This window comes from Paractinoplanes ferrugineus (assembly GCF_016862195.1).
GTDB lineage: Bacteria > Actinomycetota > Actinomycetes > Mycobacteriales > Micromonosporaceae > Actinoplanes > Actinoplanes ferrugineus.
This window is the reverse complement of sequence record NZ_BOMM01000069.1, coordinates 34,169-60,689: the sequence shown is the minus strand read 5'-3', so window position 1 is coordinate 60,689 and position 26,521 is coordinate 34,169. Positions and strand designations below refer to the sequence as shown.

The 26,521-nt window shown below is 70.7% G+C and carries 19 protein-coding genes and 1 tRNA gene; 16 read left to right on the top strand and 4 right to left on the bottom strand.

Annotated elements, in window-relative coordinates; genetic code table 11:
• Position 1: 1 nt before the first annotated feature.
• Positions 2-823: a GNAT family N-acetyltransferase gene (locus Afe05nite_RS36960; protein WP_438869533.1), complete on the bottom strand. Its 822-nt coding sequence runs from the start codon at positions 821-823 to the stop codon at positions 2-4.
• A gap of 270 nt (positions 824-1,093) precedes the next feature.
• On the opposite strand from Afe05nite_RS36960, the gene gltB reads away from it, so the two are divergent.
• From gltB to Afe05nite_RS36940, 4 genes are all read left to right on the top strand, one after another.
• Positions 1,094-5,686: a glutamate synthase large subunit gene (gltB, locus tag Afe05nite_RS36955; protein WP_438869531.1), complete on the top strand. Its 4,593-nt coding sequence runs from the start codon at positions 1,094-1,096 to the stop codon at positions 5,684-5,686.
• Positions 5,679-7,151, top strand: coding sequence for a glutamate synthase subunit beta (locus Afe05nite_RS36950; protein ID WP_203821957.1), 1,473 nt, complete (start codon positions 5,679-5,681; stop codon positions 7,149-7,151). The genes gltB and Afe05nite_RS36950 overlap by 8 nt, the downstream gene beginning before the upstream one ends.
• A gap of 584 nt (positions 7,152-7,735) precedes the next feature.
• Entirely contained in the window at positions 7,736-9,178 is a 1,443-nt protein-coding gene (gene pyk / locus Afe05nite_RS36945; RefSeq protein WP_203821956.1) for a pyruvate kinase, read from the top strand.
• A complete protein-coding gene (locus Afe05nite_RS36940; protein ID WP_203821955.1) occupies positions 9,175-10,059 on the top strand; it encodes an acyl-CoA thioesterase in 885 nt (294 codons plus the stop codon). The genes pyk and Afe05nite_RS36940 overlap by 4 nt, the downstream gene beginning before the upstream one ends.
• Before the next feature lie 12 nt (positions 10,060-10,071).
• Here the strand turns inward: Afe05nite_RS36940 and Afe05nite_RS36935 are convergent, their stop codons facing one another.
• Positions 10,072-10,911 (bottom strand): HdeD family acid-resistance protein, encoded by an 840-nt coding sequence (locus Afe05nite_RS36935; RefSeq protein ID WP_239118472.1) that lies wholly within the window; start codon positions 10,909-10,911, stop codon positions 10,072-10,074.
• 119 nt (positions 10,912-11,030) lie between these two features.
• Between Afe05nite_RS36935 and Afe05nite_RS36930 the strand changes: the two genes are divergently transcribed.
• Positions 11,031-11,591, top strand: a complete 561-nt coding sequence (locus Afe05nite_RS36930) for an RNA polymerase sigma factor (protein ID WP_203821954.1) — start codon at positions 11,031-11,033, stop codon at positions 11,589-11,591.
• A gap of 1,196 nt (positions 11,592-12,787) precedes the next feature.
• Here the strand turns inward: Afe05nite_RS36930 and Afe05nite_RS36925 are convergent.
• Positions 12,788-12,861: transfer RNA gene (locus tag Afe05nite_RS36925), tRNA-Leu, on the bottom strand.
• A 144-nt stretch (positions 12,862-13,005) separates the two neighbouring features.
• Here Afe05nite_RS36925 and Afe05nite_RS36920 point away from each other — a divergent pair.
• From Afe05nite_RS36920 to polA, 10 genes are all read left to right on the top strand, one after another.
• Positions 13,006-13,629 carry an ANTAR domain-containing response regulator gene (locus Afe05nite_RS36920; protein WP_203821953.1) on the top strand — a complete coding sequence of 208 codons (624 nt, stop codon included), beginning with the start codon at positions 13,006-13,008 and terminating at the stop codon, positions 13,627-13,629.
• 225 nt (positions 13,630-13,854) lie between these two features.
• Complete coding sequence (locus Afe05nite_RS36915; RefSeq protein WP_203821952.1) at positions 13,855-15,012, top strand: branched-chain amino acid ABC transporter substrate-binding protein; 1,158 nt, start codon at positions 13,855-13,857, stop codon at positions 15,010-15,012.
• Between the two features lie 85 nt (positions 15,013-15,097).
• Positions 15,098-16,048, top strand: coding sequence for a branched-chain amino acid ABC transporter permease (locus Afe05nite_RS36910; protein WP_203821951.1), 951 nt, complete (start codon positions 15,098-15,100; stop codon positions 16,046-16,048).
• Positions 16,049-16,107: 59 nt separating this feature from the next.
• Positions 16,108-17,172 (top strand): branched-chain amino acid ABC transporter permease, encoded by a 1,065-nt coding sequence (locus Afe05nite_RS36905; protein WP_239118475.1) that lies wholly within the window; start codon positions 16,108-16,110, stop codon positions 17,170-17,172.
• Positions 17,173-17,191: 19 nt separating this feature from the next.
• Positions 17,192-18,064 carry an ABC transporter ATP-binding protein gene (locus tag Afe05nite_RS36900; RefSeq protein WP_203821973.1) on the top strand — a complete coding sequence of 291 codons (873 nt, stop codon included), beginning with the start codon at positions 17,192-17,194 and terminating at the stop codon, positions 18,062-18,064.
• Entirely contained in the window at positions 18,054-18,764 is a 711-nt protein-coding gene (locus Afe05nite_RS36895) for an ABC transporter ATP-binding protein (protein ID WP_203821949.1), read from the top strand. The genes Afe05nite_RS36900 and Afe05nite_RS36895 overlap by 11 nt, the downstream gene beginning before the upstream one ends.
• 21 nt (positions 18,765-18,785) lie before the next feature.
• Positions 18,786-19,709, top strand: a complete 924-nt coding sequence (locus Afe05nite_RS36890) for an ABC transporter substrate-binding protein (RefSeq protein WP_203821948.1) — start codon at positions 18,786-18,788, stop codon at positions 19,707-19,709.
• 1 nt (position 19,710) lies between these two features.
• Positions 19,711-20,712 carry an amino acid ABC transporter permease gene (locus Afe05nite_RS36885; RefSeq protein ID WP_203821947.1) on the top strand — a complete coding sequence of 334 codons (1,002 nt, stop codon included), beginning with the start codon at positions 19,711-19,713 and terminating at the stop codon, positions 20,710-20,712.
• Positions 20,709-21,473 carry an amino acid ABC transporter ATP-binding protein gene (locus tag Afe05nite_RS36880; RefSeq protein ID WP_275407539.1) on the top strand — a complete coding sequence of 255 codons (765 nt, stop codon included), beginning with the start codon at positions 20,709-20,711 and terminating at the stop codon, positions 21,471-21,473. The genes Afe05nite_RS36885 and Afe05nite_RS36880 overlap by 4 nt, the downstream gene beginning before the upstream one ends.
• 54 nt (positions 21,474-21,527) lie before the next feature.
• A complete protein-coding gene (gene polA / locus Afe05nite_RS36875) occupies positions 21,528-24,221 on the top strand; it encodes a DNA polymerase I (RefSeq protein ID WP_203821946.1) in 2,694 nt (897 codons plus the stop codon).
• On the opposite strand, the gene Afe05nite_RS36870 is transcribed toward polA, so the two are convergent.
• Positions 24,222-24,917, bottom strand: coding sequence for an NUDIX hydrolase (locus Afe05nite_RS36870; protein WP_203821945.1), 696 nt, complete (start codon positions 24,915-24,917; stop codon positions 24,222-24,224). It abuts the gene before it with no gap.
• A gap of 74 nt (positions 24,918-24,991) precedes the next feature.
• Here Afe05nite_RS36870 and Afe05nite_RS36865 point away from each other — a divergent pair, with 74 nt between their 5' ends.
• The gene (locus Afe05nite_RS36865; protein ID WP_203821944.1) at positions 24,992-26,473 is read left to right on the top strand and encodes a hypothetical protein; all 1,482 of its coding nucleotides are present in this window, start codon (positions 24,992-24,994) and stop codon (positions 26,471-26,473) included.
• The last annotated feature ends 48 nt before the right edge of the window (positions 26,474-26,521 follow it).

Genomic DNA, 26,521 nt, shown 5'->3' with positions numbered 1-26,521 from the left:
GTCAGAGCCGGGCGGTGGCCGGTTCGGCGATGCAGGCCGTCCCGATCCGGCGGAAGCCGACCTTGGTGTAGAGCCGGGCCACGTCGTCGTCGCCGGCGGACAGGAAGACCAGCTGGACGCCGTCGCGCAGGGCCTGGTGAGCCAGCCTCGCGGTGAGCTGGGAGGCGTAGCCGCGGCCGCGGACGGCCGGCAGGGTGGCCACGCCGGCGATCTCGGCGACCTCGCCCGCCCGCATCAGCGCCCCGGTGGCCAGGATGCCGTCGGTCTCGCTGGTGGCCACGGCGGTCCGGTAGTCGCCCGCGCCGGCCCGGCGCCGGTAGCCCTCGACCAGGGCGGGGCTCAGCTCCTCGATCGCGGCGTCCCGTTCGGCCGGGCCGGCCGCGCCGGTGAGCAGCGTCGCGGCGGCGGACTCGGCGGCCACCGCGACCTCCTCCAGCGGGGTGACGTGCGGCGGGCTGCCGAACGCCAGCTGGGCGACCGCGCGGGTGGCGGCCAGGTCGGCCGGGTAGCTCGGGGCGGCCGGGTCGAGCAGGCCGATCGTCGCGCCGGGCACCGGCAGGTCGGGGACCAGGGCGACGGGGTCGAGGGTCAGCAGCGGCGCCAGCAGCACATCGAGATCCGCCGATCTAGCCACCGCGAGCAGGTCGGGAGCCGTCTCGTGCACCCATTCGAAAGCCTCGGGCACGCCCAGCTCTCGTTGCCGGCGGCGGACCGCAGTAATATCGGCGGCGGAAGGCGTCTCCGCTCCTATCCGGGGCCGGGCGTAATAGGGCCACCCCTCGCCCTCGCGGACGAAGAGCACCAGCCCCCCGAAGTCCTCCACACGTGCGTAGGGTCGGGGGAGAGCGTCATAGAAACGCTCGAGCCTGACGAAGACGTCGGTATCCGGAAGCGCCACCGCGCGAGACTACCCAATTCGGCGCAGCGTCGCGCCGGACAATCGTTGGGGCAGTCGAGAAATCCGTTTTGTCCTGATCGCGGTGTGATCTATCCGAACTGGCGGAGATCGGTACCCGTTGCCGTAGACTCTAGAGACTTTGCAGGGCCGACGTCGTCCCGACCTTGAGATGAAACACAGACGACAGGAGGCCCGGTGGCATATCCGCACCCCCAGGGACCGGACCGACCCGCGGCGGAGAACACGAAGCAGGACCGTGGGTTGTACGACCCGTCTACCGAGCGCGACGCCTGCGGTGTGGCTTTCGTGGCCGATCTGCACGGGCGCCGTTCGCACGACGTGGTCGCCAAGGGCCTGTCGGCGCTGATCCGCCTCGACCACCGGGGCGCCCGCGGCGCCGAGTACAACACCGGCGACGGCGCCGGGATCATGATCCAGGTCCCGGACGCGTTCTACCGTGCGGCTTCCGGCTTCGACCTGCCCGAGTCCGGCTACTACGCCACCGGCCTGGTCTTTCTGCCGAACGACGCCGGCGCGCAGGCGCGGGCGATCAAGATCTTCGAGAAGTACGCGCTGGTCGAGGGCGGCGAGGTGCTCGGCTGGCGGGACGTCCCGGTGCGGCCGGCCGGGCTCGGTGCCACGGCTGACGAGGCCCGCCCGTACATCAAGCAGGTCTTTCTTGCCGCTCACCGGCTCACCGGCAACGCCGCCGGACCGAAGGACGCGCCGCTGGCCGGCATCGAGCTGGACCGGGTCGCCTTCACCATCCGCAAGCAGGCCGAGCGTGAGTCGTCGCAGCGGGGTGTCGGTGCCTACTTCCCGTCGCTGTCGTCGCGCACCATCACCTACAAGGGCATGCTCACCCCCGACCAGCTCCCGGAGTTCTTCCCGGACCTGACCGACCCGCGGGTGGCCAGCGCGATCGCCCTCGTGCACTCGCGGTTCTCGACCAACACGTTCCCGTCGTGGCCGCTCGCCCACCCGTACCGGTTCATCGCGCACAACGGCGAGATCAACACCATCCGCGGCAACAAGAACTGGATGGCCGCCCGCGAGGCGCTGCTCCAGTCGCCGGTGCTGCCCGGCAACATCAAGCGGCTGTTCCCGATCAACACGCCGGAGGCGTCCGACTCGGCCGGTTTCGACGAGGTGCTCGAACTGCTGCACCTGGCCGGGCGCTCGCTGCCGCACGCGATGCTGATGATGATCCCCGAGGCCTGGGAGAACGACCCGGCCATGGAGGCGAAGCGGCGCGCGTTCTACAGGTTCCACGCGTCGCTGATGGAGCCGTGGGACGGACCGGCGGCGGTCGCGTTCACCGACGGCTCGTCGATCGGCGCCGTGCTCGACCGCAACGGCCTGCGTCCCGGACGCTGGTGGCACACCAGCGACGGCCTCGTCGTGCTCGGCTCCGAGGCGGGCGTGCTCGACCTCGACCCGGCCGGCGTCATCGCCAAGGGCCGGCTCCAGCCGGGCAAGATGTTCCTGGTCGACACCGAGGCCGGCCGCATCGTGCACGACGACGAGATCAAGGCCGGGCTGGCCGCCGCCGAGCCGTACGACGAGTGGCTGCACGCCGGGCTGATCGACCTGGCCGACCTGCCGCCGCGCGAGCACGTCATCTACACGCACGACTCGGTGATCCGCCGGCAGCAGGTGTTCGGCTACTCCGAGGAGGAGCTGAAGATCCTGGTGGCGCCGATGGCGCGGACCGGGGCCGAGCCGCTCGGCTCGATGGGCACCGACACCCCGATCTCGCCGCTGTCCTCCCGGCCGCGGTTGCTGTTCGACTACTTCCACCAGATGTTCGCGCAGGTCACCAACCCGCCGCTGGACGCCATCCGGGAAGAGCTGGTGACCAGCCTGCAGGCCACGATCGGGCCGGAGGGCAACCTGCTCGACCCCGGCCCGGCCTCCTGCCGGCAGATCGTCCTGCCCTACCCGGTGATCGACAACGACGAGCTGGCCAAACTGCTCTCCATCGACGAGGACGGCGACCTGCCCGGCTTCAAGGCCGTCCGGGTCTCCGGTCTCTACCCGCTGCGCGACGGCGCGGAGGGCATCAAGGCCCGGCTCACCCAGATCTGCCGGCACGTGTCGGAGGCCATCGAGGACGGCGTACGCATCCTGGTCCTCTCCGACCGCGACTCCAACGCCGACCTGGCGCCGATCCCGTCGCTGCTGCTCACCGCGGCCGTGCACCAGCACCTCGTGCGCGAGCAGACCCGCACCCAGGTGGCACTCGTGGTCGAGGCCGGTGACTGCCGCGAGGTCCACCACGCCGCCGTGCTGATCGGCTACGGCGCCGCCGCGGTCAACCCCTACCTGGCGTTCGAGACGGTCGACGACCTGATCGCGACCGGCTCACTGGCCGGCCTGGACCCGCGGGTGGCGGTGCGCAACTACGTGAAGGCGCTCGGCAAGGGCGTCCTCAAGATCATGTCCAAGATGGGCATCTCGACCGTCTCGTCGTACTGCGGCGCCCAGGTGTTCGAGGCCGTCGGGCTCGACAACAAGCTGCTCCAGCGCTACTTCGCCGGCACCAGCGGGCGGATCGGCGGCTCCGGGCTCGCCGAGATCCACGACGAGGTCAGGACCCGGCACGAGAAGGCCTACCCGGCCAACCCGGCCGAGCGCACCCACCGCCGGCTCGAGGTCGGCGGCGAATACCAGTGGCGGCGCGAGGGCGAGGTGCACCTGTTCAACCCGGAGACGGTGTTCCTGCTGCAGCACGCCACCCGGTCCAAGCAGTACGACGTCTTCCGCAGGTACACGGCCAAGGTCGACGAGCTGGCCGCGCAGGCCGGTTCGCTGCGCGGGCTGTTCTCGTTCAAGGACCGCACCCCGGTTCCGCTGGACGAGGTGGAGCCGGCCACCGAGATCGTCAAGCGGTTCGCCACCGGCGCCATGTCGTACGGCTCCATCTCGGCCGAGTCGCACGAGACCCTGGCCATCGCCATGAACCGGCTCGGCGGCAAGTCCAACACCGGCGAGGGCGGCGAGGACGTCGAGCGCCTCTACGACCCGGCCCGGCGCTCCGCGGTCAAGCAGATCGCCTCCGGCCGCTTCGGCGTGACCAGCGAATACCTGGTCAACGCGGACGACCTGCAGATCAAGATGGCGCAGGGGGCGAAGCCCGGCGAGGGCGGCCAGCTGCCCGGCAACAAGGTGTGGCCCTGGATCGCCAAGACCCGGCACGCCACCCCGGGCGTCGGCCTCATCTCGCCGCCGCCGCACCACGACATCTACTCCATCGAGGACCTGGCACAGCTGGTCCACGACCTGAAGAACGTCAACCCGGCCGCCCGGGTGCACGTCAAGCTGGTGAGCGAGATCGGGGTCGGCACGGTCGCGGCCGGTGTCGCGAAGCTCAAGGCCGACGTCATCCTGATCTCCGGCCACGACGGCGGTACCGGTGCGTCCCCGCTGAACTCGCTCAAGCACGCCGGCTCCCCGTGGGAGCTGGGCCTGGCCGAGGCGCAGCAGACGCTGCTGCTCAACAAGCTGCGCGACCGGGTCACGGTGCAGGTCGACGGGCAGCTCAAGACCGGCCGTGACGTGGTCGTGGCGGCGCTGCTCGGCGCCGAGGAGTTCGGCTTCGCCACCGCGCCGCTGATCGTCTCCGGCTGCATCATGATGCGGGTCTGTCACCTCGACACCTGCCCGGTCGGCATCGCCACGCAGAACCCGGTGCTGCGGGAACGCTTCACCGGCAAGCCCGAGTTCGTCGAGAACTTCTTCATGTTCCTCGCCGAGGAGACCCGGGAGATCCTGGCGTCGCTGGGCTTCCGCTCGGTCGACGAGGCCATCGGTCACGCCGAGGTCCTCGACGTCCGGCCGGCGCTCGACCACTGGAAGGCGCACGGCCTCGACCTCGCCCCCGTGCTGCACGTGCCGGAGCTGCCCGAGGGGGCCGCCCGCCGCGGGATCGTGGCCCAGGACCACGGCCTCGACAAGGCGCTCGACAACAAGCTGATCGAGCTGGCCCAGCCGGCCCTGACCGGGGACGCCAAGGTGGCCGAGGAGCTCACCGTCCGCAACGAGAACCGCAGCGTCGGCGCGATGCTCGGCGGCGAGGTGACCCGCCGCTTCGGGGGCGCCGGCCTGCCCGACGACACCATCTCGTTCACCCTGCGCGGGACCGGCGGGCAGTCGTTCGGCGCGTTCCTGCCGCGGGGTGTCACCCTGCGGCTGATCGGCGACACCAACGACTACGTCGCCAAGGGCCTGTCCGGCGGCCGGGTGATCGTGCGGCCCGCCGAGAACGCCCCGTTCGTGGCCGAGGACAACATCATCGCGGGCAACACCATCCTCTACGGCGCCACCGGCGGCGAGGTCTACCTGCGGGGCCGGGCCGGCGAACGGTTCGCGGTGCGCAACTCCGGCGCGGCGACCGTCGTCGAAGGCGTCGGCGACCACGGCTGCGAGTACATGACCGGCGGAACGGTCGTGGTGCTCGGCCCGACCGGGCGCAACTTCGCCGCCGGCATGAGCGGTGGCACGGCGTTCGTGCTCGACCTCTCGCCCACCCGGGTCAACCCGGAGCTGGTCGAGCTGACCCCGCTCACCGAGGACGAGCAGGTCGTGCTCCGCGGCCTGGTCGAGCGGCACCGCACCGAGACCGGCTCGGCGGTGGCCGACCGGCTGCTCGCCGACTGGCCGGCCGCGGTCGAGCGGTTCACCGCCGTGGTGCCGCGCGACTACAAGCGCGTGATGGAACTGATCAGGACCGCCGAAGCCGCCGGTCGCAATGTCGACGAGGCGGTAATGGGGGTCAAGAGTGCCTGATCCGAACGGTTTTCTCCGCTACGAGCGGCAGCTGCCCAAGCGGCGGCCGGTGCCGGTGCGCATCCGCGACTGGCGGGAGGTCTACCCGCCCGCCGGTGAGGAGCTCATCCGCGACCAGGCCACCCGCTGCATGGACTGCGGCATCCCGTTCTGTCACGAGGGCTGCCCGCTGGGCAACCGCATCCCCGACTGGAACGACCTGGTGCGTACCGGGGCGTGGCAGGCGGCGGCCGAGGCGCTGCACGCCACCAACAATTTCCCGGAGTTCACCGGCCGGCTCTGCCCGGCGCCGTGCGAGGCCGCGTGCGTGCTGGGCATCGCCGACGATCCGGTGACGATCAAGCAGGTCGAGGTGGAGATCGCCAACCACGCGTTCGACCTCGGCTACGTCAAGCCGCAGCCGGCGCCGGCCGCGTCCGGCTACAAGGTCGCGGTGGTCGGCTCCGGCCCGGCCGGTCTCGCCGCCGCCCAGCAACTGGCGCGAGCCGGGCACGCGGTCACGGTCTTCGAGCGCGACGACCGCATCGGCGGCCTGCTGCGGTACGGGATCCCCGACTTCAAGATAGAGAAGTCGGTGATCGACGCCCGGCTGGCCCAGCTCGAGGCCGAGGGTGTGGTGTTCCAGACCGGCGTCCACGTCGGCGTCGACATCACCGCCGACGACCTGCGTGAACGCTTCGACGCGGTGCTCCTCGCCACCGGCGCCCTGGCCGGCCGGGACACCCCGGCGACGCCCGGCCGCTCGCTCAACGGCGTCCACCTCGCCATGGACCACCTCGTCCCGGCCAACCGGATGGTCGCCGGCCTGCAGGACACCACCCCGATCGACGCCGCCGGCAAGCACGTCGTCATCATCGGCGGCGGCGACACCGGGGCCGACTGCCTGGGCGTGGCCCACCGGCAGGGCGCGGCCGACGTGGTCCAGCTCGACCAGTACCCGGTGCCGCCCGACGCCCGTGCCGCCGACCGGCACCCGTGGCCGACCTGGCCGGTCATCCTGCGCAACTACCCGGCCCACGAGGAGGGCGGCGACCGCGTCTTCGGCGTCGCCGTCCAGGAGTTCGTCGACGACGGCAACGGCAACGTCGCCGCCATCCGCATCGCCGAGGTCATGGTCGAGCGGGTCGACGGCGTACGCACCGTGTCCGTCGTGCCCGGCAGCGAGCGCGACGTCAAGGCCGACCTGGTGCTGCTGGCCATCGGCTTCGAGGGCACCGAGCAGCAGCCGTTGCTCGAGCAGTTCGGCATCGACCGCAACCGCCGTGGCGTCCTCGACGCCGACGCCGGCTGGCAGACCGCGGCCCCGGGCGTGTTCGTGGCCGGCGACGCCCACAAGGGCGCCTCCCTGATCGTCTGGGCCATCGCCGAGGGCCGGTCCGCCGCCGCCGCCATCCACTCCTACCTGGGTGCGAAGGGCGAACTGCCGGCCCCGGTGCGGTCCGATGCCCAGCCCCTGAGCGCCTGACGAGCGAGCCGGCCCGTCCGCGGGCCGGCCCCTCGGCGTCCGACCCCGGTCGGACCGCGGCCGCCCGGCCGGATCGCTCCGATGACCCCGTCTTCCGGCAATTCCCGGCGATCGTGGCGCTGAGCAGCAGGAAACCCTCCAAACTCCGCATGTCGGGCGCTATTTCCTCGACCTGATGCGTTCCGGGCGCCGCCGGTCCGTTTTGTCCGGTCGGCGGAAGCGTTCGCCTGCTCGGCGGCGGCGGGGGCCGCACGCGAGAGGCGCGTGGCGGCGTCTCGCCGCTCGGCGGTCGCGTGGCTCGGCGGGGCGGGGACGATCGGCGCGAGGAGCAAGACCGTACTGCTGGAATGTGGGGCCGTTGGTCCTGAAACCCGCAGCTGAAGGCCCTGAGGAGGGGTTGTCGGCGCGCTCGCCCAGCGGGGACCGATAAGCTGTCGCACGCGGTCGTTGAAGCCCGCCACATGACGGCGTTGCGCGCCCTCCAGGCACCAGGAGAGTCTGTCCCGAGGACCCACGCCGCCCGCAGAGTTCATCCTGTTGACGAGGGTCGGCCAACGGGCCGATCCGAAAGAGAGACTAGCCTGATGGCTGTGACACGTCGCGTAAAAATCGTCTGCACCATGGGTCCGGCCACCGCCTCGCCCGAGCGCATGCTCGGGCTGGTCGAGGCGGGCATGGACGTGGCCCGAATGAACTTCAGCCACGGCAGCCACGAGGATCACCAGAAGGTCTACGACCTGGTCCGCGAGGCCGCCGCGCAGACCGGCCGGGCGGTGGCTGTGCTCGCCGACCTGCAGGGCCCCAAGATCCGGCTCGGCAAGTTCGCGAACGGGCCGCACGTGTGGTCCACCGGTGACCTGGTCACCATCACCAGCGACGACGTGCTCGGCACGCCGGACCGGGTGTCCTGCACCTACAAGAAGCTTCCGCAGGAGGTCAAGGTCGGTGACCGCCTCCTGATCGACGACGGCAAGGTCGCCGTCGAGGTCGCCGCGGTCGAGGGCAACGACATCCGCTGCCTGGTCATCGAGGGTGGCCCGGTCAGCAACAACAAGGGTGTCTCGCTGCCCAACGTGGCGGTCAGCGTGCCGGCGATGAGCGACAAGGACGAGGCCGACCTGCGCTTCGCGCTGTCGCTCGGGGTCGACCTGGTGGCGCTGTCGTTCGTGCGCTCGCCCGAGGACATCAAGCTGGTGCACAGCATCATGGCCGAGGAGGGCAAGACCGTCCCGGTGATCGCCAAGGTGGAGAAGCCCGAGGCGGTCGACCACCTCGAGCAGATCGTGCTCGCCTTCGACGGCGTCATGGTCGCCCGCGGGGACCTGGGTGTGGAGCTGCCGCTCGACCAGGTGCCGCTGGTGCAGAAGCGCGCCGTGCAGCTGTGCCGGGAGAACGCCAAGCCGGTGATCGTGGCGACCCAGATGCTCGACTCGATGATCGAGAACTCGCGGCCGACCCGCGCCGAGGCCTCGGACGTCGCCAACGCGGTGCTCGACGGCACCGACGCGGTGATGCTCTCGGGGGAGACCTCGGTCGGTAAGTACCCGGTGCTCACGGTGAGCACGATGGCCAAGATCGTGTCGACCACCGAGGGCGGTTCGATCCCGGTGCCGCGTCTGCAGCACGACCCGCGCACGCACGGTGGCGCGCTCAGCGTCGCCGCCTCGCAGATCGCCCGCAACATCGGCGCCAAGGCGCTCGTCGCGTTCTCGCAGACCGGTGACACCGTGCGCCGGCTCGCCCGGCTGCACTGCGAGCTCCCGCTGTTCGCCTTCACCCCGATCCCCGAGGTGCGCGACCAGCTGGCGCTGAGCTGGGGTGTGGAGACGTTCCTGACCGACTTCGTGCAGCACACCGACGAGATGTTCCGGCAGGTCGACGAGAAGATGCTCGGGCTCGGCCTGGCCAAGCCCGGCGACTACGTGGTCGTCGTGGCCGGCTCCCCGCCGAACGCGCCGGGTTCCACCAACACCCTGCGGGTGCACCAGCTCGGGTCGCTGGTCGACCCCGCCCTGGTGAACGCGTGACGTTGCCTCTGCACGGACAGGCTGCCGTCGACCAGCTTCTCGAGATCCTCGATCTCAAGCAGGTCGACGCGGCCACGTTCGTCGGGGAGAGCCCGCAGACCGGCGCCCAGCGGGTCTTCGGCGGCCAGGTCGCCGGTCAGGCTCTGGTGGCGGCGGGCCGCACGGTCGACCCGGCCCGGTTCGTCCACTCGTTGCACGGCTATTTCGTGCGCCCGGGTGACCCGACCGAGCCGATCCGGTTCACCGTCGAGACGATCCGGGACGGGCGCTCGTTCTCGGTGCGCCGGTCCACCGCGCAGCAGCACGGCCGGACGATCTTCTTCATGTCGGCGTCGTTCCAGGTGCTCGAGGAGGGTCTCGATCACTTCCTGCCGGCGCCGGTCGGGGTGCCCGGCCCCGGCGAGGTGCCGACGATGGCCGACTGGGTCCGCAAGTACCCGTCCCGGGCCGGCATCTTCGCGTCGTCGCCGCAGGCCATCGACGTGCGTTACGTGGGCTGGCCGGGCTGGGTGCCGCCGGGTGACCGGGTGGCCAGCGACGAGCAGCGGGTCTGGATGCGGATCGACGGCAAGCTGCCGGACGACCCGCTGATCCACGCGTGCGCCCTCACCTACGCCTCCGACCTCTCGCTGCTCGACTCGGTGCTGTCGGTGCACGGCGAGGTGTGGGGGCCGGGCGGGGTCATCGGGGCGTCGCTCGACCACGCGCTGTGGCTGCACCGGCCGTTCCGCGCCGACGAGTGGTTCCTCTACGACTGCACCAGCCCGTCCGCCTCCGGCAGCCGGGGCCTCGCCACCGGCCGGATGTTCACCGAGGACGGCCGGCACATCGCCAGCGCGGTCCAGGAGGGCCTGCTGCGCCGGGTCGGCGAGCGCAAGTAGGCAGCCCGGGGGCTAGTGCTTCTCGTCCCCGATGACAGCCTCGTGCGCCCCCTCGGCGGTCTCCGGGACCGCCGGGAGGTCCACGTCGTCACTCGGCCGGGCCGGTCCGGCCGGCGGCACCCCGGCCTGCGCGAGCATGAAGTCGAGGTCGGCGGTGGTCCGCAGCACCTCGTCGTGGAACGTCTTGTCGGCGGCCCGGTGCTTCGCCCGGCCGGCCGGCGGGGCGGCGGCCTCGTAATCGGCCAGACCGGCCGAGAAACCGGCCACTCCCGCTTCGCGTTCGGGCGACAACCGCAGGACATCATGGTGTACGGCGGAGGTCTCCCGTAACCGCAGCGCCGTCACCAGATCGGCGACCGCGCGCAGCACCCCGGCCCCGCCGAGCAGCAGGATCAGCGGGTCGGCCGAGCGCGCCAGCGGCCCGGCGGCGTAGAAGCCCAACCCGGCCTGCGCCACCCCGACCGCCAGCATCAGCCCCCAGGTGCGGTCGGTGCCCCGGTTCATGGTCGACACCGCGATGTCCACCGCGCCCCGCACCATCAGGAACCAGCCCACCAGGGACGCCGGGGTCGCGTAGTCGGAGCCCGGGTCGGCCAGCATGATCGCCCCGGTCACCGTGAAGAGCCCGGCCATGCCCGCGTTCAGCCACCAGGTGCGGGTGCCGGCGAGCGCGCGGACGCCCTCGCACAGGGCCCCGAACAGCACCACCGGCCCGGCCACGTCGGCCACCCCGACCGGTTCCAGCCGCAGCACGCTCCAGCTGATCGCCAGCCACGCCACCCCGGCGAACAGCAGGAAGCCCCACATGCTCGCGCGCACGACCGACCGGGGCGAGGAACCGGACCACAACATGAGCCCTCCAGCGAAGGTGTCCCTGCCATGACAACATCCGGGCCGAGTGCCGGACCGGGGTTCGGGCAGATTCGGGCGGGGTATGCCTGCGGGCAGCCCCAGCCCCCAGGAGACTGTCCTTGCGCCGTCACGCCCCCGCGCGACCGCCCGCCGACATCGACCTGACGGACGCCCTCGGCGCCGCTCAGGACGGTGACCCGCGGGGGTTCGCCGCGCTTTGGCGCGACCTGCAGCCGGCCGTGCTGCGCTATCTGCGGGTGGTCGTGGGGGACCAGGCCGAGGACGTCGCCAGCGAGACCTGGTTGCAGGTGATCCGCGATCTCGACCGGTTCCACGGCGACGTCGGGTCGTTCCGCGGCTGGCTGTTCCGGATCGCCCGGCACCGGGCCCTCGACGAGAAGCGCCGCCAGGCCCGGCGGCCCCGGCCAGATTCGACAGCCGATCCGGTCGGCCCGGACGCCGCGGCGGTCGCCGCCGACCAGGCGGGTACGGCCTGGGCGGTGGGCCTGATCGCGACGCTGCCGGCCGACCAGGCGGAGGCCGTGATGCTGCGCGTCGTGGCCGGGCTGGACGTCGCCACCGCCGCCCAGGTGCTGGGCAAACGGCCCGGCGCGGTGCGCATCGCCACGATGCGCGGGCTGCGCCGGCTCGCCACCGCGATGACGGGTGTAACAGGATGAGGCTCCCGCGCGCTCTTCTTCATGCGATGCGTACGAGAAGAACCCACCGCATCGGCCCAGCCGAGGCCGACCGACTGGTCGCCGGCGACCTGCCCGGACCCCATCTCGCCGCACTGAGAACGCTCCTGGACGCCGCACGTGCCCCCGCCGCGGAACCGGAGCTCACCGGCGAACGGGCCGCGGTCGCCGCCTTCCGTGCGCATCGCGCCCGTGCTGACCGGGCCGCGCGTCGGCCGGCGAGGGTGCGGACCGCGGTCGTCACGGCGACTGCCGGTCTGGCTCTCCTCGTCCTCGGCGGTACCGCCGTCGCGGCCCGGTCAGGCAGTCTTCCCATGGCTGCCCAGCAGCACGCGCACCGCCTGTTCTCGGCGCTGGGCGTACCGGCGCCGAGAACAGGTCCACCGGGGCCCGCGCCGGCCCCGTCCGGGTCCGCCACGCCGGTCCCGGCTCCGTCCACCACCCGCTCACCCTCGCCCGGACTCTCGCCCGACGTGGTCGTGCTGGGCTGGTGCGAGGCGTGGCACGGCCGGCCGGGGCGGGCCCCGCTGGACCGGGAGAGCCGGCGGCGGCTGGTGACGGTGGCCGGGGGAGAGAACGGGATCGCCGGCTTCTGCTCCCGCCTGTCGCCGTCGGCGTCGCGATCCGGCCGCAGCGAGCCGGCCTCGCCGCTGCCGGGTTCCGCGTCGCCGGCGGGTCCGACGTCACCGGGCGCGTCGGCGCCGGTCGGATCCGGAACGGGCGGCTCGGGATCGGGTGGTTCGGGATCGGGCGGCTCGGGATCGGGCCCGTCGGAACCGGGTGGATCGGGGCCGCGGGGATCGGGGCCGGGCGCTCGTCCGGACATTCCGTCGATGCGGGATCGGGCATCACCGGGAGCCGGGCGACCCGCTGTCCCGACGAGTGCCGATTCCTTTACCGGGCCGTAACGAGATAGGCGTGAATGAACGCGAGCATTTAACCGGCGGCCGGTGAAGAAATCTTTCGCCGGCCGGGCCGGGAATGCAAAGTTTCCTGTTCTCGGCGGCGGCGACGGGAGGATTCCGCGGGATGCGCGTATTCGAAATGGATCATGCGACAGCGCCGGTGGTGGGTCGGCGCGGGCAGGTTTGCCGGCAGGCGCGGGACGAGCGGGGCGCCGAATGGCGCGGTAATGCGAATGACCCGGCGATCAGTGCGCGGGATTATCGCGATTGTTGTGCCCCCGGTGGGATTCGAACCCACACTGTATGGTGTTTGAGACCATCTTCTCTGCCGGTTGGAATACAGGGGCCGGCCGGCCGCACCGCCGGCACGATCGGCCACCGGAAGTGGCCACGCCAGGATGAGCTTCCGACAGCCTACCCACTACGCTTAGGGAGGCGACACCCACATACCGGGGTGTCGCGACTTCGGGAGTGTTGGGGGTAGGGGTTCCGTGGCCGACACGCAGGCTGGGGCCGATCGCAAACGGGTGCTGATCGCCGAGGACGAGGCTCTCATCCGGCTGGACCTGGCCGAGATGCTGGTCGAGGAGGGCTACGACGTGGTCGGCGAGGCCGGCGACGGCGAGACCGCCGTCCGGCTGGCCGAAGACCTCCGTCCCGACCTCGTCATCCTCGACATCAAGATGCCGATCATGGACGGCCTCGCAGCCGCCGAACGCATCGCCGGCGGGCGCATCGCTCCCGTCGTGATCCTGACCGCCTTCAGTCAGCGCGACCTGGTCGAGCGCGCCCGAGCCGCGGGTGCGATGGCCTACCTGGTCAAACCGTTCCAGAAATCCGACCTCGTGCCGGCGGTGGAGATCGCCCTCTCGCGTTACTCGGAGATCGCCGCGCTGGAGTCCGAGGTGGCCGGCCTGACCGACCGTCTCGAGACGCGCAAGTCGGTCGAGCGGGCCAAGGGCGAGCTGATGACGAAATTCCAGATGACCGAACCGCAGGCGTTCAAGTGGATCCAGCGCACCGCGATGGACCATCGGATGACGATGCGGGAGGTCGCGGACCGGATCCTGGCGGAGGGCCAGGAGGCGGGCGGGGCCCAGACCGCCACAAGTTGATCTCGTTTAGGTGATCTTGACGAAACACGACTGATGTAACACCTCCTCGCGCCGGGGCGGCGCTGCACGTAACGGTTCGGTGAAAGCCAGAACGAGGGCTTTTGCAGGCTCGCATCGTGGGATAGCGTCCCGGCCCATGACGGGCGCCACGTGGTCGGACGTGCACGCAAGTGCCAATCGGCCCACGGTGGCTCGGTGGGTTCGTTTGGAGGAGGGGTTCCAACCTTGAGGCAGGTTCTCGCACGCGCTATCGGTGGCGTAGCCATGGTCGGCCTGCTGGTCGGCGCGGCCGCTTGTGCCAAGGACGACGACGGCGGCGACACGACGTCCGCGTCCAGCTGCGACAGCAAGATCGCGTTCTTCGGCGCACTCACGGGCGGCAACGCTCAGCTGGGAATCAACATCCGCGACGGCGCGAAGCTCGCGGTCGATGAATACAACAAGGCCAACGCGAACTGCAAGGTCACGCTGGTCGAGAAGGACTCGGCCGGGGACCCGGCGCAGGCGTCCGGTCTGGCCACCTCGGTGGTCCAGGACGCGAAGATCCTCGGCACCGTGGGTCCGGCGTTCTCCGGTGAGTCGAAGGTGGCGAACCCGATCCTCAGCAAGGAGGGCGTCGTCATCATCACCCCGTCGGCGACCAACCCGGCGCTGTCGAAGCAGGGCGACAAGACCTTCCACCGGGCGCTCGGCAACGACGCGTCGCAGGGTCCGGGCGCGGCGCTCTACATGAAGAACGTCATGAAGGTCCAGAAGACCTACGTCATCGACGACGCGTCGGAGTACGGCAAGGGTCTGGCCGACCAGGTCAAGACGACCCTCGCCGCCGGCGTGATCGGCTCGGGCGTGGTCAAGGAGCAGCAGACCGACTTCGGCACGCTGGTCCAGGAGATCAACAAGTCGGGTGCCGACTCCATCTTCTGGGGTGGCTACCTGCGCGAGGCGGCGCCGTTCCTCAAGCAGTTCCGCGAGGCCGGCGGCAAGGCCAAGTTCGTCGCCGGTGACGGCGTGAAGGACCCGAAGTTCGTCGAGGGTGCCGGTGCGACGGCCGCTGAGGGCGCGATCCTGACCTGCCCGTGTGTTCCGCCGGAGAAGGCCGGTGGCACGTTCGCGGCCGACTACAAGACCGCGACCGGCCACGAGGCCAGCACCTACAGCGCGGAGGCGTTCGACGCCGCCAACATCCTGCTGCAGGGCATCAAGGCGGGCAACACCACCCGCGAGAAGCTGGAGACCTTCGTGGACGGCTACACCGGTGAAGGTGTGACCACGAAGTTCAAGTTCCAGGCGGACGGCGACATCGACCCGTCCGCGGTGGCCGTGTGGGCCTACACCGTCAAGGGCGGCCAGATCGTGGCGCTCGAGCGGACGCCCACGTCCTGATCAGGACCGCTACATAGCAGCAACGTGCGGCCGGGGGTGACCCTCCCGGCCGCACGTCCTGTATGACATTCGCGCTGGAGTCCACTTGAACTTTCAATTTGTGCTCGACAACCTCGCGGCGCTCACCGTCACCGGGCTCACGCAGGGGTCGATCTACGCCCTGGTGGCGCTCGGATACACCCTGGTCTACGGCGTGCTGCGACTGATCAACTTCGCCCACTCCGAAGTGTTCATGATCGGCACCTTCACCACCACGATCATCTGGGCGGCCCTGGGCTTCGGGGTCGGCGCGGCCGCCCCCAGCACCCTGGGCGTGCTCGGGCTCATCCTCGCCGCGGTGCTCGCCGCGGGCGCGGCGTCCGGCGCGACGGCCCTGGTCGTCGAGCGGGTCGCGTACCGTCCGCTGCGCAAGCGCAACGCACCGCCGCTGATCTTCCTGATCAGCGCGATCGGCGCCTCGGTGGCGCTGATGGAGGCGGCCGGCGCGATCACCAACCGGCAGCCGCGGGGAATGCCGAGCCTGGTCTTCCCGAAGGTCCAGTTCTCGATCTTCGGCGCCGACGTCACCAACCTCCAGCTCGGCATCATCTTCAGCGCACTGCTCATGTGGGTCGGTCTGGACACCTTCATCAACCGTTCCCGACTGGGCCGGGGAGTCCGCGCGGTGGCGCAGAACCCCGAGGTCGCGGCACTGATGGGGGTCAACAAGGACCGTGTCATCATGCTGATCTTCATCCTGGGCGGCGCGATGGCCGGGGCCGCCTCGGTGCTCTACGACGTCAAGGTCGGTCTCACCACCTACTCGGTGGGCTTCCTGATCGGTATCAAAGCGTTCACGGCGGCCGTGCTCGGTGGCATCGGCAACCTGCGTGGCGCCCTGCTCGGCGGCCTGCTGCTGGGCGTGGTGGAGAACTACGGTGCCGGCGTCTTCGGCAACCAGTGGATGGACGTGGTCGCGTTCCTGGTCCTGGTGGTCGTCCTGCTGTTCCGGCCCAACGGCCTGCTAGGTGAGTCACTCGGAAGGGCTCGAGCATGAATGCGCTTCTCGAATCCGCGCGGCGGGCCGACGAGCGGCGGGCGAAGGCCGCGATCGGCATCCGCGATCGCTGGTCCAGCCTGCCCCGCCCCTGGCGGATCGCGGTCCTGATCGCGTTCATCGCCCTGCTCTACTCGTTGCCGGGGCTGGACATCCCGCTGATCACCACCCCGGACACCGACTTCACCTCGGTGCTGTTCCTCTGCGCGGTGTACGTGCTGGTGGCGGTCGGCCTGAACGTGGTGATCGGCCTCGCCGGCCTGCTCGACCTCGGCTACATCGGCTTCTACGCGGTCGGCGCCTACACGGTGGCCATCCTCGGCTCGCCGAACTCGCCGGTCGTGGTGAAGTACCCCTGGATCGTCTGCGTGCCGATCGCGATCGCGGTGGCCATGCTGTCCGGCGTGATCCTGGGCTGGCCGACCCTGCGGCTGCGGGGCGACTACCTGGCGATCGTGACGCTGGGCTTCGGTGAGATCATCCGGGTCTTCGCGCTGAACTCCGACATCACCAACGGCAACCGGGGCATCAACGCGGTCCCCACCCCGTCCGAGGCCGACTGGCCGTCGTGGATGACGTGGTTCCCGACCATCCACGAGGGACGCCCGGTCTTCAGCGTCTCCAGCGTGATCGGCTTCTACTGGCTGGCACTGACCGTGGTGATCATCTGCATGCTCGGCGTCCGGCGGCTCGAGCGCAGCCGCGTCGGCCGCTCCTGGCTCGCGATCCGCGAGGACGAGGAGGCCGCCGAGCTGATGGGCGTGCCCACGTTCAAGTACAAGCTGTGGGCGTTCGCCATCGGCGCGGCGCTGGGCGGCCTGTCCGGCGCGCTGTTCTTCAGCAAGCAGACGTTCATCAACGCGCAGGGCTTCGACCTGTTCACGTCGATCCTCTGGGTGGCGGCGGTGGTCATCGGCGGCGCCGGCAACCAGCTCGGGGTGGCGGTCGGGGCGATCCTGCTGGCCTACCTGCCGGAGCGGTTCCGCGAGTTCACCGACTACCGTCTGCTGATCTTCGGAGTGGCTCTGATCGTCATGACGATCTTCCGGCCGCAGGGTCTGCTGCCGAGCCGGCGGCGCACCGTCGAACTCGAGGATCGAGCGAAGGAGGCCCCCGTTGCCTGAGCAGACGCCACCTCGCGCCATGCTCGAGGTCGACAACGTGACGATCCGTTTCGGCGGTGTCGTGGCGCTCGACGGAGTCGACTTCGTCGTGCGCGAGGGCGAGATCCTCGGGCTCATCGGCCCGAACGGCGCCGGCAAGACGACGTGCTTCAACGCGATCACCGGCGTGGCCAAGCCGACCAAGGGCGCGATCCGCTTCAACGGCGAGTCGGTGGCCGGCCGCAAGCGCTACAAGATCACCCGACTGGGCATCGCCCGGACGTTCCAGAACATCCGGCTCTTCCCGGAGATGACCGCGCTGGAGAACGTCCTGGTCGGCGCGGACGCCCGGCACAAGACGAGCGTGGTGGGCGCGCTGCTGCGGGTCTACCGGGTGCCGGTCAAGCGGCACGAGCTGGCCGAGGTCACCGCGACCGGGGGCCTGGCCCGGCTGGCGCAGCAGGCCCGGCGTACCGGTCAGCGGTTCTTCGGTCTGTCCCGGCACACCCTCGAGGAGCGGGCCGCGCGGGCCAAGGCGACGGAGTTGCTGCGGCTGGTCGGCATCGACGTACGCGCGGGCGAGCTGGCCCGCAACCTCTCGTACGGCGAGCAGCGCCGCCTGGAGATCGCCCGGGCGCTGGCCACCGAGCCCGGCCTGCTCTGCCTGGACGAGCCGGCCGCCGGCTTCAACCCGGCCGAGAAGGAGGAGCTCCTCGCGCTGATCCGCAAGATCCGGGACACCGGCGTGACGGTGCTGCTGATCGAGCACGACATGCGGCTCGTCATGGGCGTCACCGACCGGATCGTGGTGATGGAGTTCGGGAAGAAGATCGCCGAGGGGACCCCCGCCGAGGTGCGGGAGAACCCCAAGGTCATCGCCGCATACCTGGGAGTGCCCGCCGATGCTGCTTGAGCTCAAGGACGTCTCCCTGGCGTACGGGCGGATCGTCGCCCTGCACGGGATCAGCCTGACCGTGGACGAGGGCGAGATCGTCGCGCTGATCGGGGCCAACGGCGCCGGCAAGTCGACGACCATGCGGGCCGTCTCCGGTCTGCGCCCGGTGCTGAAGGGCTCGATCAGCTTCGACGGCCAGGACATCACCAAGATGCGGGCCGACCTGCGGGTCATCCGGGGCGTCTCGCAGTCGCCGGAGGGCCGGGGCATCTTCCCCGGCATGTCGGTGCGGGAGAACCTCGAGATGGGTGCCTACACCCGGCGTAACCGGCCGGAGATCGACAAGGACCTGGAGCGGGTGTTCGGCCTGTTCCCGCGGCTCAAGGAGCGGGAGAAGCAGTCCGGCGGCACGATGTCCGGCGGCGAGCAGCAGATGCTCGCGGTCGGTCGCGCGCTGATGAGCCGGCCCAAGCTGCTGCTGCTCGACGAGCCGTCGATGGGGCTCGCCCCGATGCTGATCCAGCAGATCTTCGACATCATCGTGGAGATCAACCAGCAGGGCACCACCGTGCTGCTCGTGGAACAGAACGCCCAACAGGCCCTTTCCCGGGCCCATCGGGCGTACGTTCTCGAGACCGGCCGGATCGTGAAAGAAGGCACCGGCGCCGAGCTGTTGCACGACCCCGCGGTCAAGGACGCCTACCTAGGCGTCGCCTAACCGATTCATGAGGAGACATCCATGTTCCGCACCACCCCTGGCCGTCGGGCGATCCTCGGTCTGGCCCTCGCGGCAGCGCTGACCACCTCGCTCGCCGCCTGCGGTTCGGAGTCCGGCGACGACACCGGCAGCGGCACCACGCCCGGTGCCGGCACGTCGGCGAGCACCTCGGTCGACGCCGCACTGGCCGCGAAGGTTCCGGCCGACATCAAGTCGGCGGGCAAGCTGCTGATCGGCACCGACTCCACCTACGCCCCCAGCGAGTTCCTCGACTCCGACGGCAAGACCGTGATCGGCTTCGACGTCGACCTGTTCAACGCGGTGGCGGCCAAGCTCGGCCTGACCGCCGAGTGGCAGCCGGCCTCGTTCGACAGCATCATCCCGGGCGTCGCGAGCAAGAAGTACAACGTCGGCGTCTCCTCGTTCACGGTGAACGCGGACCGCCTGAAGGAGGCCACCATGGTCTCCTACTTCTCGGCCGGCACCCAGTGGGCGGCCAAGGCCGGCGCCACCGTCAACGCCGACGACGCCTGCGGCAAGAAGATCGCCGTGCAGACCGCGACCGTGCAGGTCGACGACATCACGGCCCGGTCGAAGAAGTGCACCGAGGCGGGCAAGGCCAAGATCACGATCGACCAGTACCAGGCCCAGTCGGACGCCACCAACGCCGTGGTCACCGGCAAGGACGACGCCATGCTGGCCGACTCCCCGGTGTGCGCGTACGCGGTGAAGCAGACCAACGGCCAGCTGGCCCTGGTCGGCGAGATCTACGACTCGGCCCCGTACGGCTACGTGCTGCCGAAGGACCAGGCCGACACCATGGGCGCCGCCATCCAGGGTGCGCTCAAGGCGCTGATCACCGACGGCACCTACAAGACGGTCCTCGGCAAGTGGGGCGTCGACGCGGGCGGCATCACCGACCCCGCGGTGAACCCGACCGTCTGAGATGTCGGTCCCCTCGCAAACCGAACGGGTACGGCCTGAAGCGATCAAGGCCGTGCCCGTGCGGCGCCCCGGACGCTGGCTCGCGATCGCCGTCATCGCGATCCTGGTCGCGATGTTCCTGCACCTCATCTTCACCAACGACCAGTTCCGCTGGTCGTTCATCTTCAGCTCGTACGAGCCCGGCAAGCGTGGCGTCATGTTCACCGAGCCGGTCCTCGAGGGCCTGCGCGGCACCCTGCTGCTGACGGTGACGTCGATGGTGATCGGCGTCGTGCTGGGCGTGCTGATCGCGATCATGCGGTTGTCCGACAACTGGATCCTGCGCACGGTCGCGTTCGGCTACACCTGGTTCTTCCGGGCGGTGCCGCGGCTCGTGCTGTGTGTGCTGTTCGGCAACCTGAACATCCTGTGGACCCGGATCGGCTTCGGACTGCCGTTCGACCAGCAGATCGGCAAGCTGTTCGGGATCAACGACCTGAACGCGCAGTTCTACAGCATCAAGGCGACCGACCTGCTGGCCGGGTTCGTGGCCGGCATGCTGGCGCTGGGCCTGTCCGAGGCCGCCTACATGGCCGAGATCGTGCGGGCCGGCATCCAGTCGATCGACCCCGGCCAGGCCGAGGCGGCGACGGCGCTGGGTCTCTCCCGCGGCCAGGTGCTGCGCCGGGTGGTGCTGCCGCAGGCGATGCGGGTGATCGTGCCGCCGACCGGCAACGAGGTCATCGCGATGGTGAAGGACACGTCGCTGGTCGCCTTCGTACCGGTCACCTACGAGCTGTTCTTCCAGCTCAACGCGATCAAGGCACGCACTTTCGTGGTGCTGCCGGTGCTCATCGCCGCGGTGATCTGGTATCTGCTCATCTGTACCGTCCTGATGGTGGCGCAATACTTCGTGGAGCGGCACTTCGGCCGGGGCTACGGCACGGCCGGCCGGGCGCGCCAGCGGTTGCGGGCGATCCAGGCCGAACAGGGCTCCTCTGCGGTGGAAGGCGGGGCGACATGACCGAGGAGATGGTCCGCGCCGACAACGTGCACAAGTCGTTCGGCTCGCTCGAGGTGCTCAAGGGCATCGACCTCGTGGTGCGCTCGGGCGAGGTGTGCTGCGTGCTCGGGCCCTCGGGCTCCGGCAAGTCGACGTTCCTGCGCTGCGTCAACCACCTGGAGAAGATCAACGCCGGCAAGATCTTCGTGGACGGCGACCTGATCGGCTACCACGAGCGCGGTGGCAAGCTGCACGAGATGAAGGACTCCGACGTCGCCAAGCAGCGGCGGGCGATCGGCATGGTCTTCCAGCGGTTCAACCTCTTCCCGCACATGACGACCCTGCAGAACGTGATGGAGGCGCCGTGCCGGGTGAAACGGGAGAACAAGTCGGAGGTACGCGACCGGGCGGCGGCCCTGCTCGAGCGGGTCGGCCTGGGTAGCAAGATCGACGCGTACCCGGGCATGCTCTCCGGCGGCGAGCAGCAGCGGGTGGCGATCGCCCGGGCGCTCGCCATGCGCCCGAAGCTGATGCTCTTCGACGAGCCGACGAGCGCGCTCGACCCGGAGCTGGTGGGCGAGGTCCTGGACGTGATGAAGGACCTGGCCCGGGACGGCATGACGATGCTGGTGGTGACCCACGAGATCGGCTTCGCCCGGGAGGTCGGCGACAACGTCGTGTTCATGGACGGTGGCGTGGTCGTCGAGCAGGGCGCGCCGGCGGAGATCATCGGTAATCCGAAGCACGAACGAACAAAGGCATTCCTCAGCAAAGTGCTGTAAAGGCGACGGGGCGGTCAGCGTTCGTGTCGTACCTCAGGTCTAGAGTTCCCTGACGTGAGCGACGACGCCCTGACCCCCCGTTTGCTGCTGCTGGACGGCCACTCCCTGGCCTATCGCGCGTTCCACGCGCTGCCCAAGGAGAACTTCAGCACGGTCACCGGTCAGCACACGAACGCGGTGTTCGGCTTCACGTCGATGCTGATCAACATGCTGCGCGACGAGAAGCCGACGCACATCGTGGTCGCGTTCGACGTCTCCCGCCGCTCCTTCCGCACCGAGAGATACCCGGAATACAAGGCCGGCCGGTCGGCGACGCCCCCCGAGTTCCCGGGGCAGGTCCCGCTGATCAAAGAGGTCCTCGACGCGCTGCGCATCCCCTACGTCGAGAAAGCCGGCTTCGAGGCCGACGACGTCATCGCCACGCTCGCCACCCAGGCCCGCGCCGCCGGCATGGAGGTGCTCATCTCCTCCGGCGACCGCGACGCGCTGCAGCTGGTCGACGAGCACACCACGGTCCTCTACCCGAGCCGCGGCGTCTCCGAGGTCTGGCGGATGACCCCGGCCCTGGTCGAGGAGAAGCAGCTCGTCCCGCCGCACCTCTACCGCGACAAGGCCGCGCTGGTCGGTGAGACCAGCGACAACCTCATCGGCGTCCCCGGCGTCGGGCCCAAGACGGCGGCCAAGTGGATCACCGAGTTCGGCGGCATCGAGGGCGTCGTCGCCGCCGCCGACAAGATCAAGGGCAAGGCCGGCGACAACCTGCGCGCCCACCTGTCCTCGGTGATGCTCAACTACGAGCTCAACGCGTTGCGCACGGACCTCGAGCTGCCCACCCGCCCCGAGGACGTGCGCTGGCACGGCTGGGACCGCGAGGCCGTCCACCAGGTCTTCGACGCGCTCGAGTTCCGGGTGCTGCGCGAGCGGCTCTACGCCTACCTCGACGCGGTCGAGCCCGAGGCCGAGGCCGGCTTCGACATCGCCGCCTCGGTGCTCGGCGCGGGCCAGGTCGCCCCGTGGCTCGCCGCCCACGCCCAGGCCGCCCCGGTCGGCGTCGCCGTCACCGGCACGTTCGGGCGGGGCACCGGCACCCTGACCGGCGTCGGCGTGGCCACCGGCGACGGGCCGGCCGCCTGGTTCGACCCGGCTGTGCTCGACGAGTCCGACGAGAAGGCCGTCGCCGCCTGGCTCGCCGCCGCCGACCGGCCCAAGGTGCTGCACGACGCCAAGCCCGCCTCGCTGGCCATGCGGGCCCACGGCTGGACCCTGACCGGCGTCCGCGTCGACACCGCGCTCGCGGCCTACCTGGCGAAACCCGACCAGCGCACCTACGACCTGACCGACCTGGCCCTGCGCTATCTCAAGCGTGAGCTGCGGGTCGAGGAGCCGCAGACCGGTCAGCTCACCTTCGAGGGCCTCGGCGACGACCGGGGCGCCGCCGAGGAGACGCTGATGCTGCGCGCCCGGGCCACGCTCGACCTGGCCGACGTGCTGACCGAGGAGCTGTCCCGCGAGGGCGGCGAGTCGCAGAAACTGCTCACCGAGGTCGAGCAGCCGCTGTCCGAGGTCCTCGCCGAGATGGAGCACCTCGGCATCGCCGCCGACACCGACTATCTCTCCGAGCTCGAGTCGCACTTCGCCGCCGAGGTGAAGGCCGCCCAGCAGGCCGCGCACGAGGTGGTCGGCCGCGAGTTCAACCTCGGCTCGCCCAAGCAGCTGCAGCAGATCCTGTTCGAGGAGCGCGGCCTGCCCAAGACCAAGAAGATCAAGTCGGGCTACACCACCGACGCCGACGCGCTGCAGAGCCTGTTCGCCCAGACCGGCGACCCGCTGCTGGCCCACCTGCTGCGCCACCGCGACGTCGCCAAGCTGAAGTCCACGGTCGACGGCCTGCTCAAGTCGGTCTCCGACGACGGCCGCATCCACACCACGTTCAACCAGACGGTGGCCGCCACCGGCCGGCTCTCGTCGACCGACCCCAACCTGCAGAACATCCCGATCCGCACCGAGGAGGGCCGGCGCATCCGCCGCGCGTTCGTCGTCGGCGCGGGCCTCGAGCAGTTGCTGACCGCCGACTACAGCCAGATCGAGATGCGCATCATGGCGCACCTCTCCGGTGACGAGGCGCTGATCGCGGCGTTCAACTCGGCGTTCGACTTCCACGCGGCCACCGCGTCGTCGGTCTTCCACGTGCCCGTCGAGGAGGTCGTCCCCGACCAGCGCCGCAAGATCAAGGCGATGAACTACGGCTTGGCGTACGGTCTGTCGGCGTTCGGCCTGTCCAATCAGCTCACCATCGCGGTCGACGAGGCGCGTGCCCTGATGGACGAATACTTCGAGCGCTTCGGCGGCGTCCGTGACTACCTTCAGGCGGTCGTGAAACGGGCCGTCCAGGACGGCTACACGGCCACCATCCTCGGCCGCCGGCGCTACCTTCCCGACCTGTCCAGCGACAACCGCCAGCGGCGCGAGATGGCCGAGCGGATGGCGCTCAACGCCCCCATCCAGGGGTCGGCCGCCGACATCATCAAGGTCGCCATGCTCCGCGTGGAGAAAGCGATCGAAGACGCCGGGCTGCGGTCACGCATGCTCCTGCAGGTGCACGACGAGCTCGTGTTCGACGTGGCACCGGGCGAGCGCGAGACCCTCGAGGAGCTGGTCCGCCGGGAGATGGGCGGCGCCTACCCGCTGTCCGTCCCGCTCGAGGTCTCGGTCGGCGCGGGCCGCGACTGGAACGGCGCCGACCACTGATCAGCTGAGCAGGCCGCGCAACGCCGCGCGGGCATAGGCGTTGATGGTGAACCCGTCGGTGATCGTCTCGTCGGCGATCAGGCCGGCGAACACCGCCGGGGTCACCAGCTCGACCGCCGCGATGCCCTCGCCGGCGTCCGCGACGACCGGTGGCCCGGCCAGCTCGGCGTGGAAGAGGCGCACCGGCGTGCCGCAGAGGCCGGTGTCGGCGTGCACGGCGCCCAGGTCCCGCAGGGTCGCGGCGTCGGCGCCGATCTCCTCACGTAGTTCGCGGCGGGCGTCGTCGGCCGGATCGGCGCCGGGGGTGCCGTCGCCGCGCGGGAGCTCCAGGTGCCAGTCGCGGGTGCTGTGCCGGAAGTGACGCAGCAGGACCACGTCACCGCCGAACCGGGGGAGGACCACGACGCCGGGCGTGTCGTCCGGCGCGACGTAGCGGCGATAGGTGCCGTAGTCCCCGCCCGCCCGCACGGCGTCGCGCACCACCATGCCGTACTGGTCGGCATAGACCACGCCGGTCGCGGCCTCGGACGCGGGCCGGCCCGCGCGCGCCAGCCGGGCCGCCACGACCGCCTCGGCCTCGGCGATCTCGCCGGGGTCGGTGAGGATCTCGAACGGGGCGCCGGGCGGATTGGTGAACCACTCGGGCCGGGTGTCGAGCAGCTCCGCGTAGCGGCTCCGCCGGAAGTCGTCGTCCACCCATCACTCCTTCGTAGATCGCGTTGCCTACTGTCGAGGCCAAGGCCCGGCCGCGAAGATCGAGGTTGTCCACATTGTCGGTAAATGATGGTCAGTTCATCGAGTCGTTCGACTCCATCCGGACCGGGCGCGACGCCACCGGCCCGTTCGTCCGGCAGGAGGAGTCCCTGCAGGCGTTCGCCGACGTGCTCGTGACCCTGGCGCTCGGCCGCGACATCGTCGTACCCCAGTCGTACGCGTTCGACTCGCTCGCCTTCCTGAAGGTGGCCGACGTCCTCGTCGCCGCCCGCGACGACCTGTTCCGCCGCAAGCCCGGCGTGGTGGCCCTGCCGATCCGGCTGCACCTGTACCGCCAGCCCAGCTACCGGCACGCCACGGCGGCGATGCTGACGCGGATGGACACCCGGGACGGCGGGTTCGTCAGTTCGCTGCTCGACTACGGCGCCGACCGGGCGGGCAGCGGCGCGGCGGCCGGCGCGGCGCGGCGACTGCTGGCCGGCGACAGCGAACCGATGATCGGGCTCGCGCCGCCGGAGATCCGGACGCCGTTCCGCCGGGTCTGGACCGAGCTGGCCGGCAGCCGGAGCGCCGACGCCGCGGCCGACGACTTCCCCTCGCTCGAGACCGCCATGCCCGCACTGGCCGATCCCGCGTCGGCCGTCCGGCGGGTGCTGTCGGCCACCGGCCTCGATCGGCGGGACGGCTTCCCGGACCTCATCGACGCGGTGAGCGCCCTGGTGCGGTCGGGCGCCCCGGACGTCTTCCGGGTGCGCAGCCACGTGCACAGCGGCCATCCGTGGCCGGGTGACCCGGACGGCCGCCCGGCCGAGGTGATCGTGGGCGGCCCGGACACCCTGCGGATGGTGCGGGAGTGCGTCGACACCCTCTACAACGCCCGGCTGGCGGGCTCGGCCGGGGTCGCGTCCAGCGCCTTCTCGACGAGCGTGGCCTCGGCCGGCGGGGCAGACGCGCTGGCCCGGGCCACCCTCGCCCAGGAGGTCGCGCTGGCCTTCTACCGGGTCGGCCGGGGCGAGCCCGGGCCCGGCGCCGAGCCCGGCCTGCCGCCGACCTTCGACCTGGTCGTGCGCAACGGTGCGGACGCGCCCCCGGCCGACGTCCTGGCCACCTTCGGCGCGATGCGCGAGCGGATCGAGGACGCGTTCCGGGTGCTGCTGGAGCTGCGCGGCACGGCCGACTTCCAGCGCGGCTCGGCCGAGTTGCGGGCGGTGCCGGGCGGCCTGGACGGGAATCACCTGCGGCCGCTCGAACGGCACATCCGGCTGGTCGCGTCGGCCCTCGCGGGCGTGGTGACGATCGAGACGGAGGGCGGCTTCCTGCGTACCGGCCTGGTGACCGGGGGAGCCGCGCTGGGTGGCGCGCTGTCCCACGGCTGGCTGGCGGCCGCGCTCGGCGCCGGGGCTCCGGAGCTCTGGGTCGAGCTGCACAGACGCATCCGGGCGGCGAGCCGGCGGGATCGGGTCGCGCGGGCGATCGCCCACGTGGTCCAGGTGACCCGGCAACCGGAGGTGGTCCGGACCGCCACGACCGTGCCGTAGCTCGACGGCGGCTGTACGGCAGCGGACAAAGTCCTGAGTGTTGCCGCC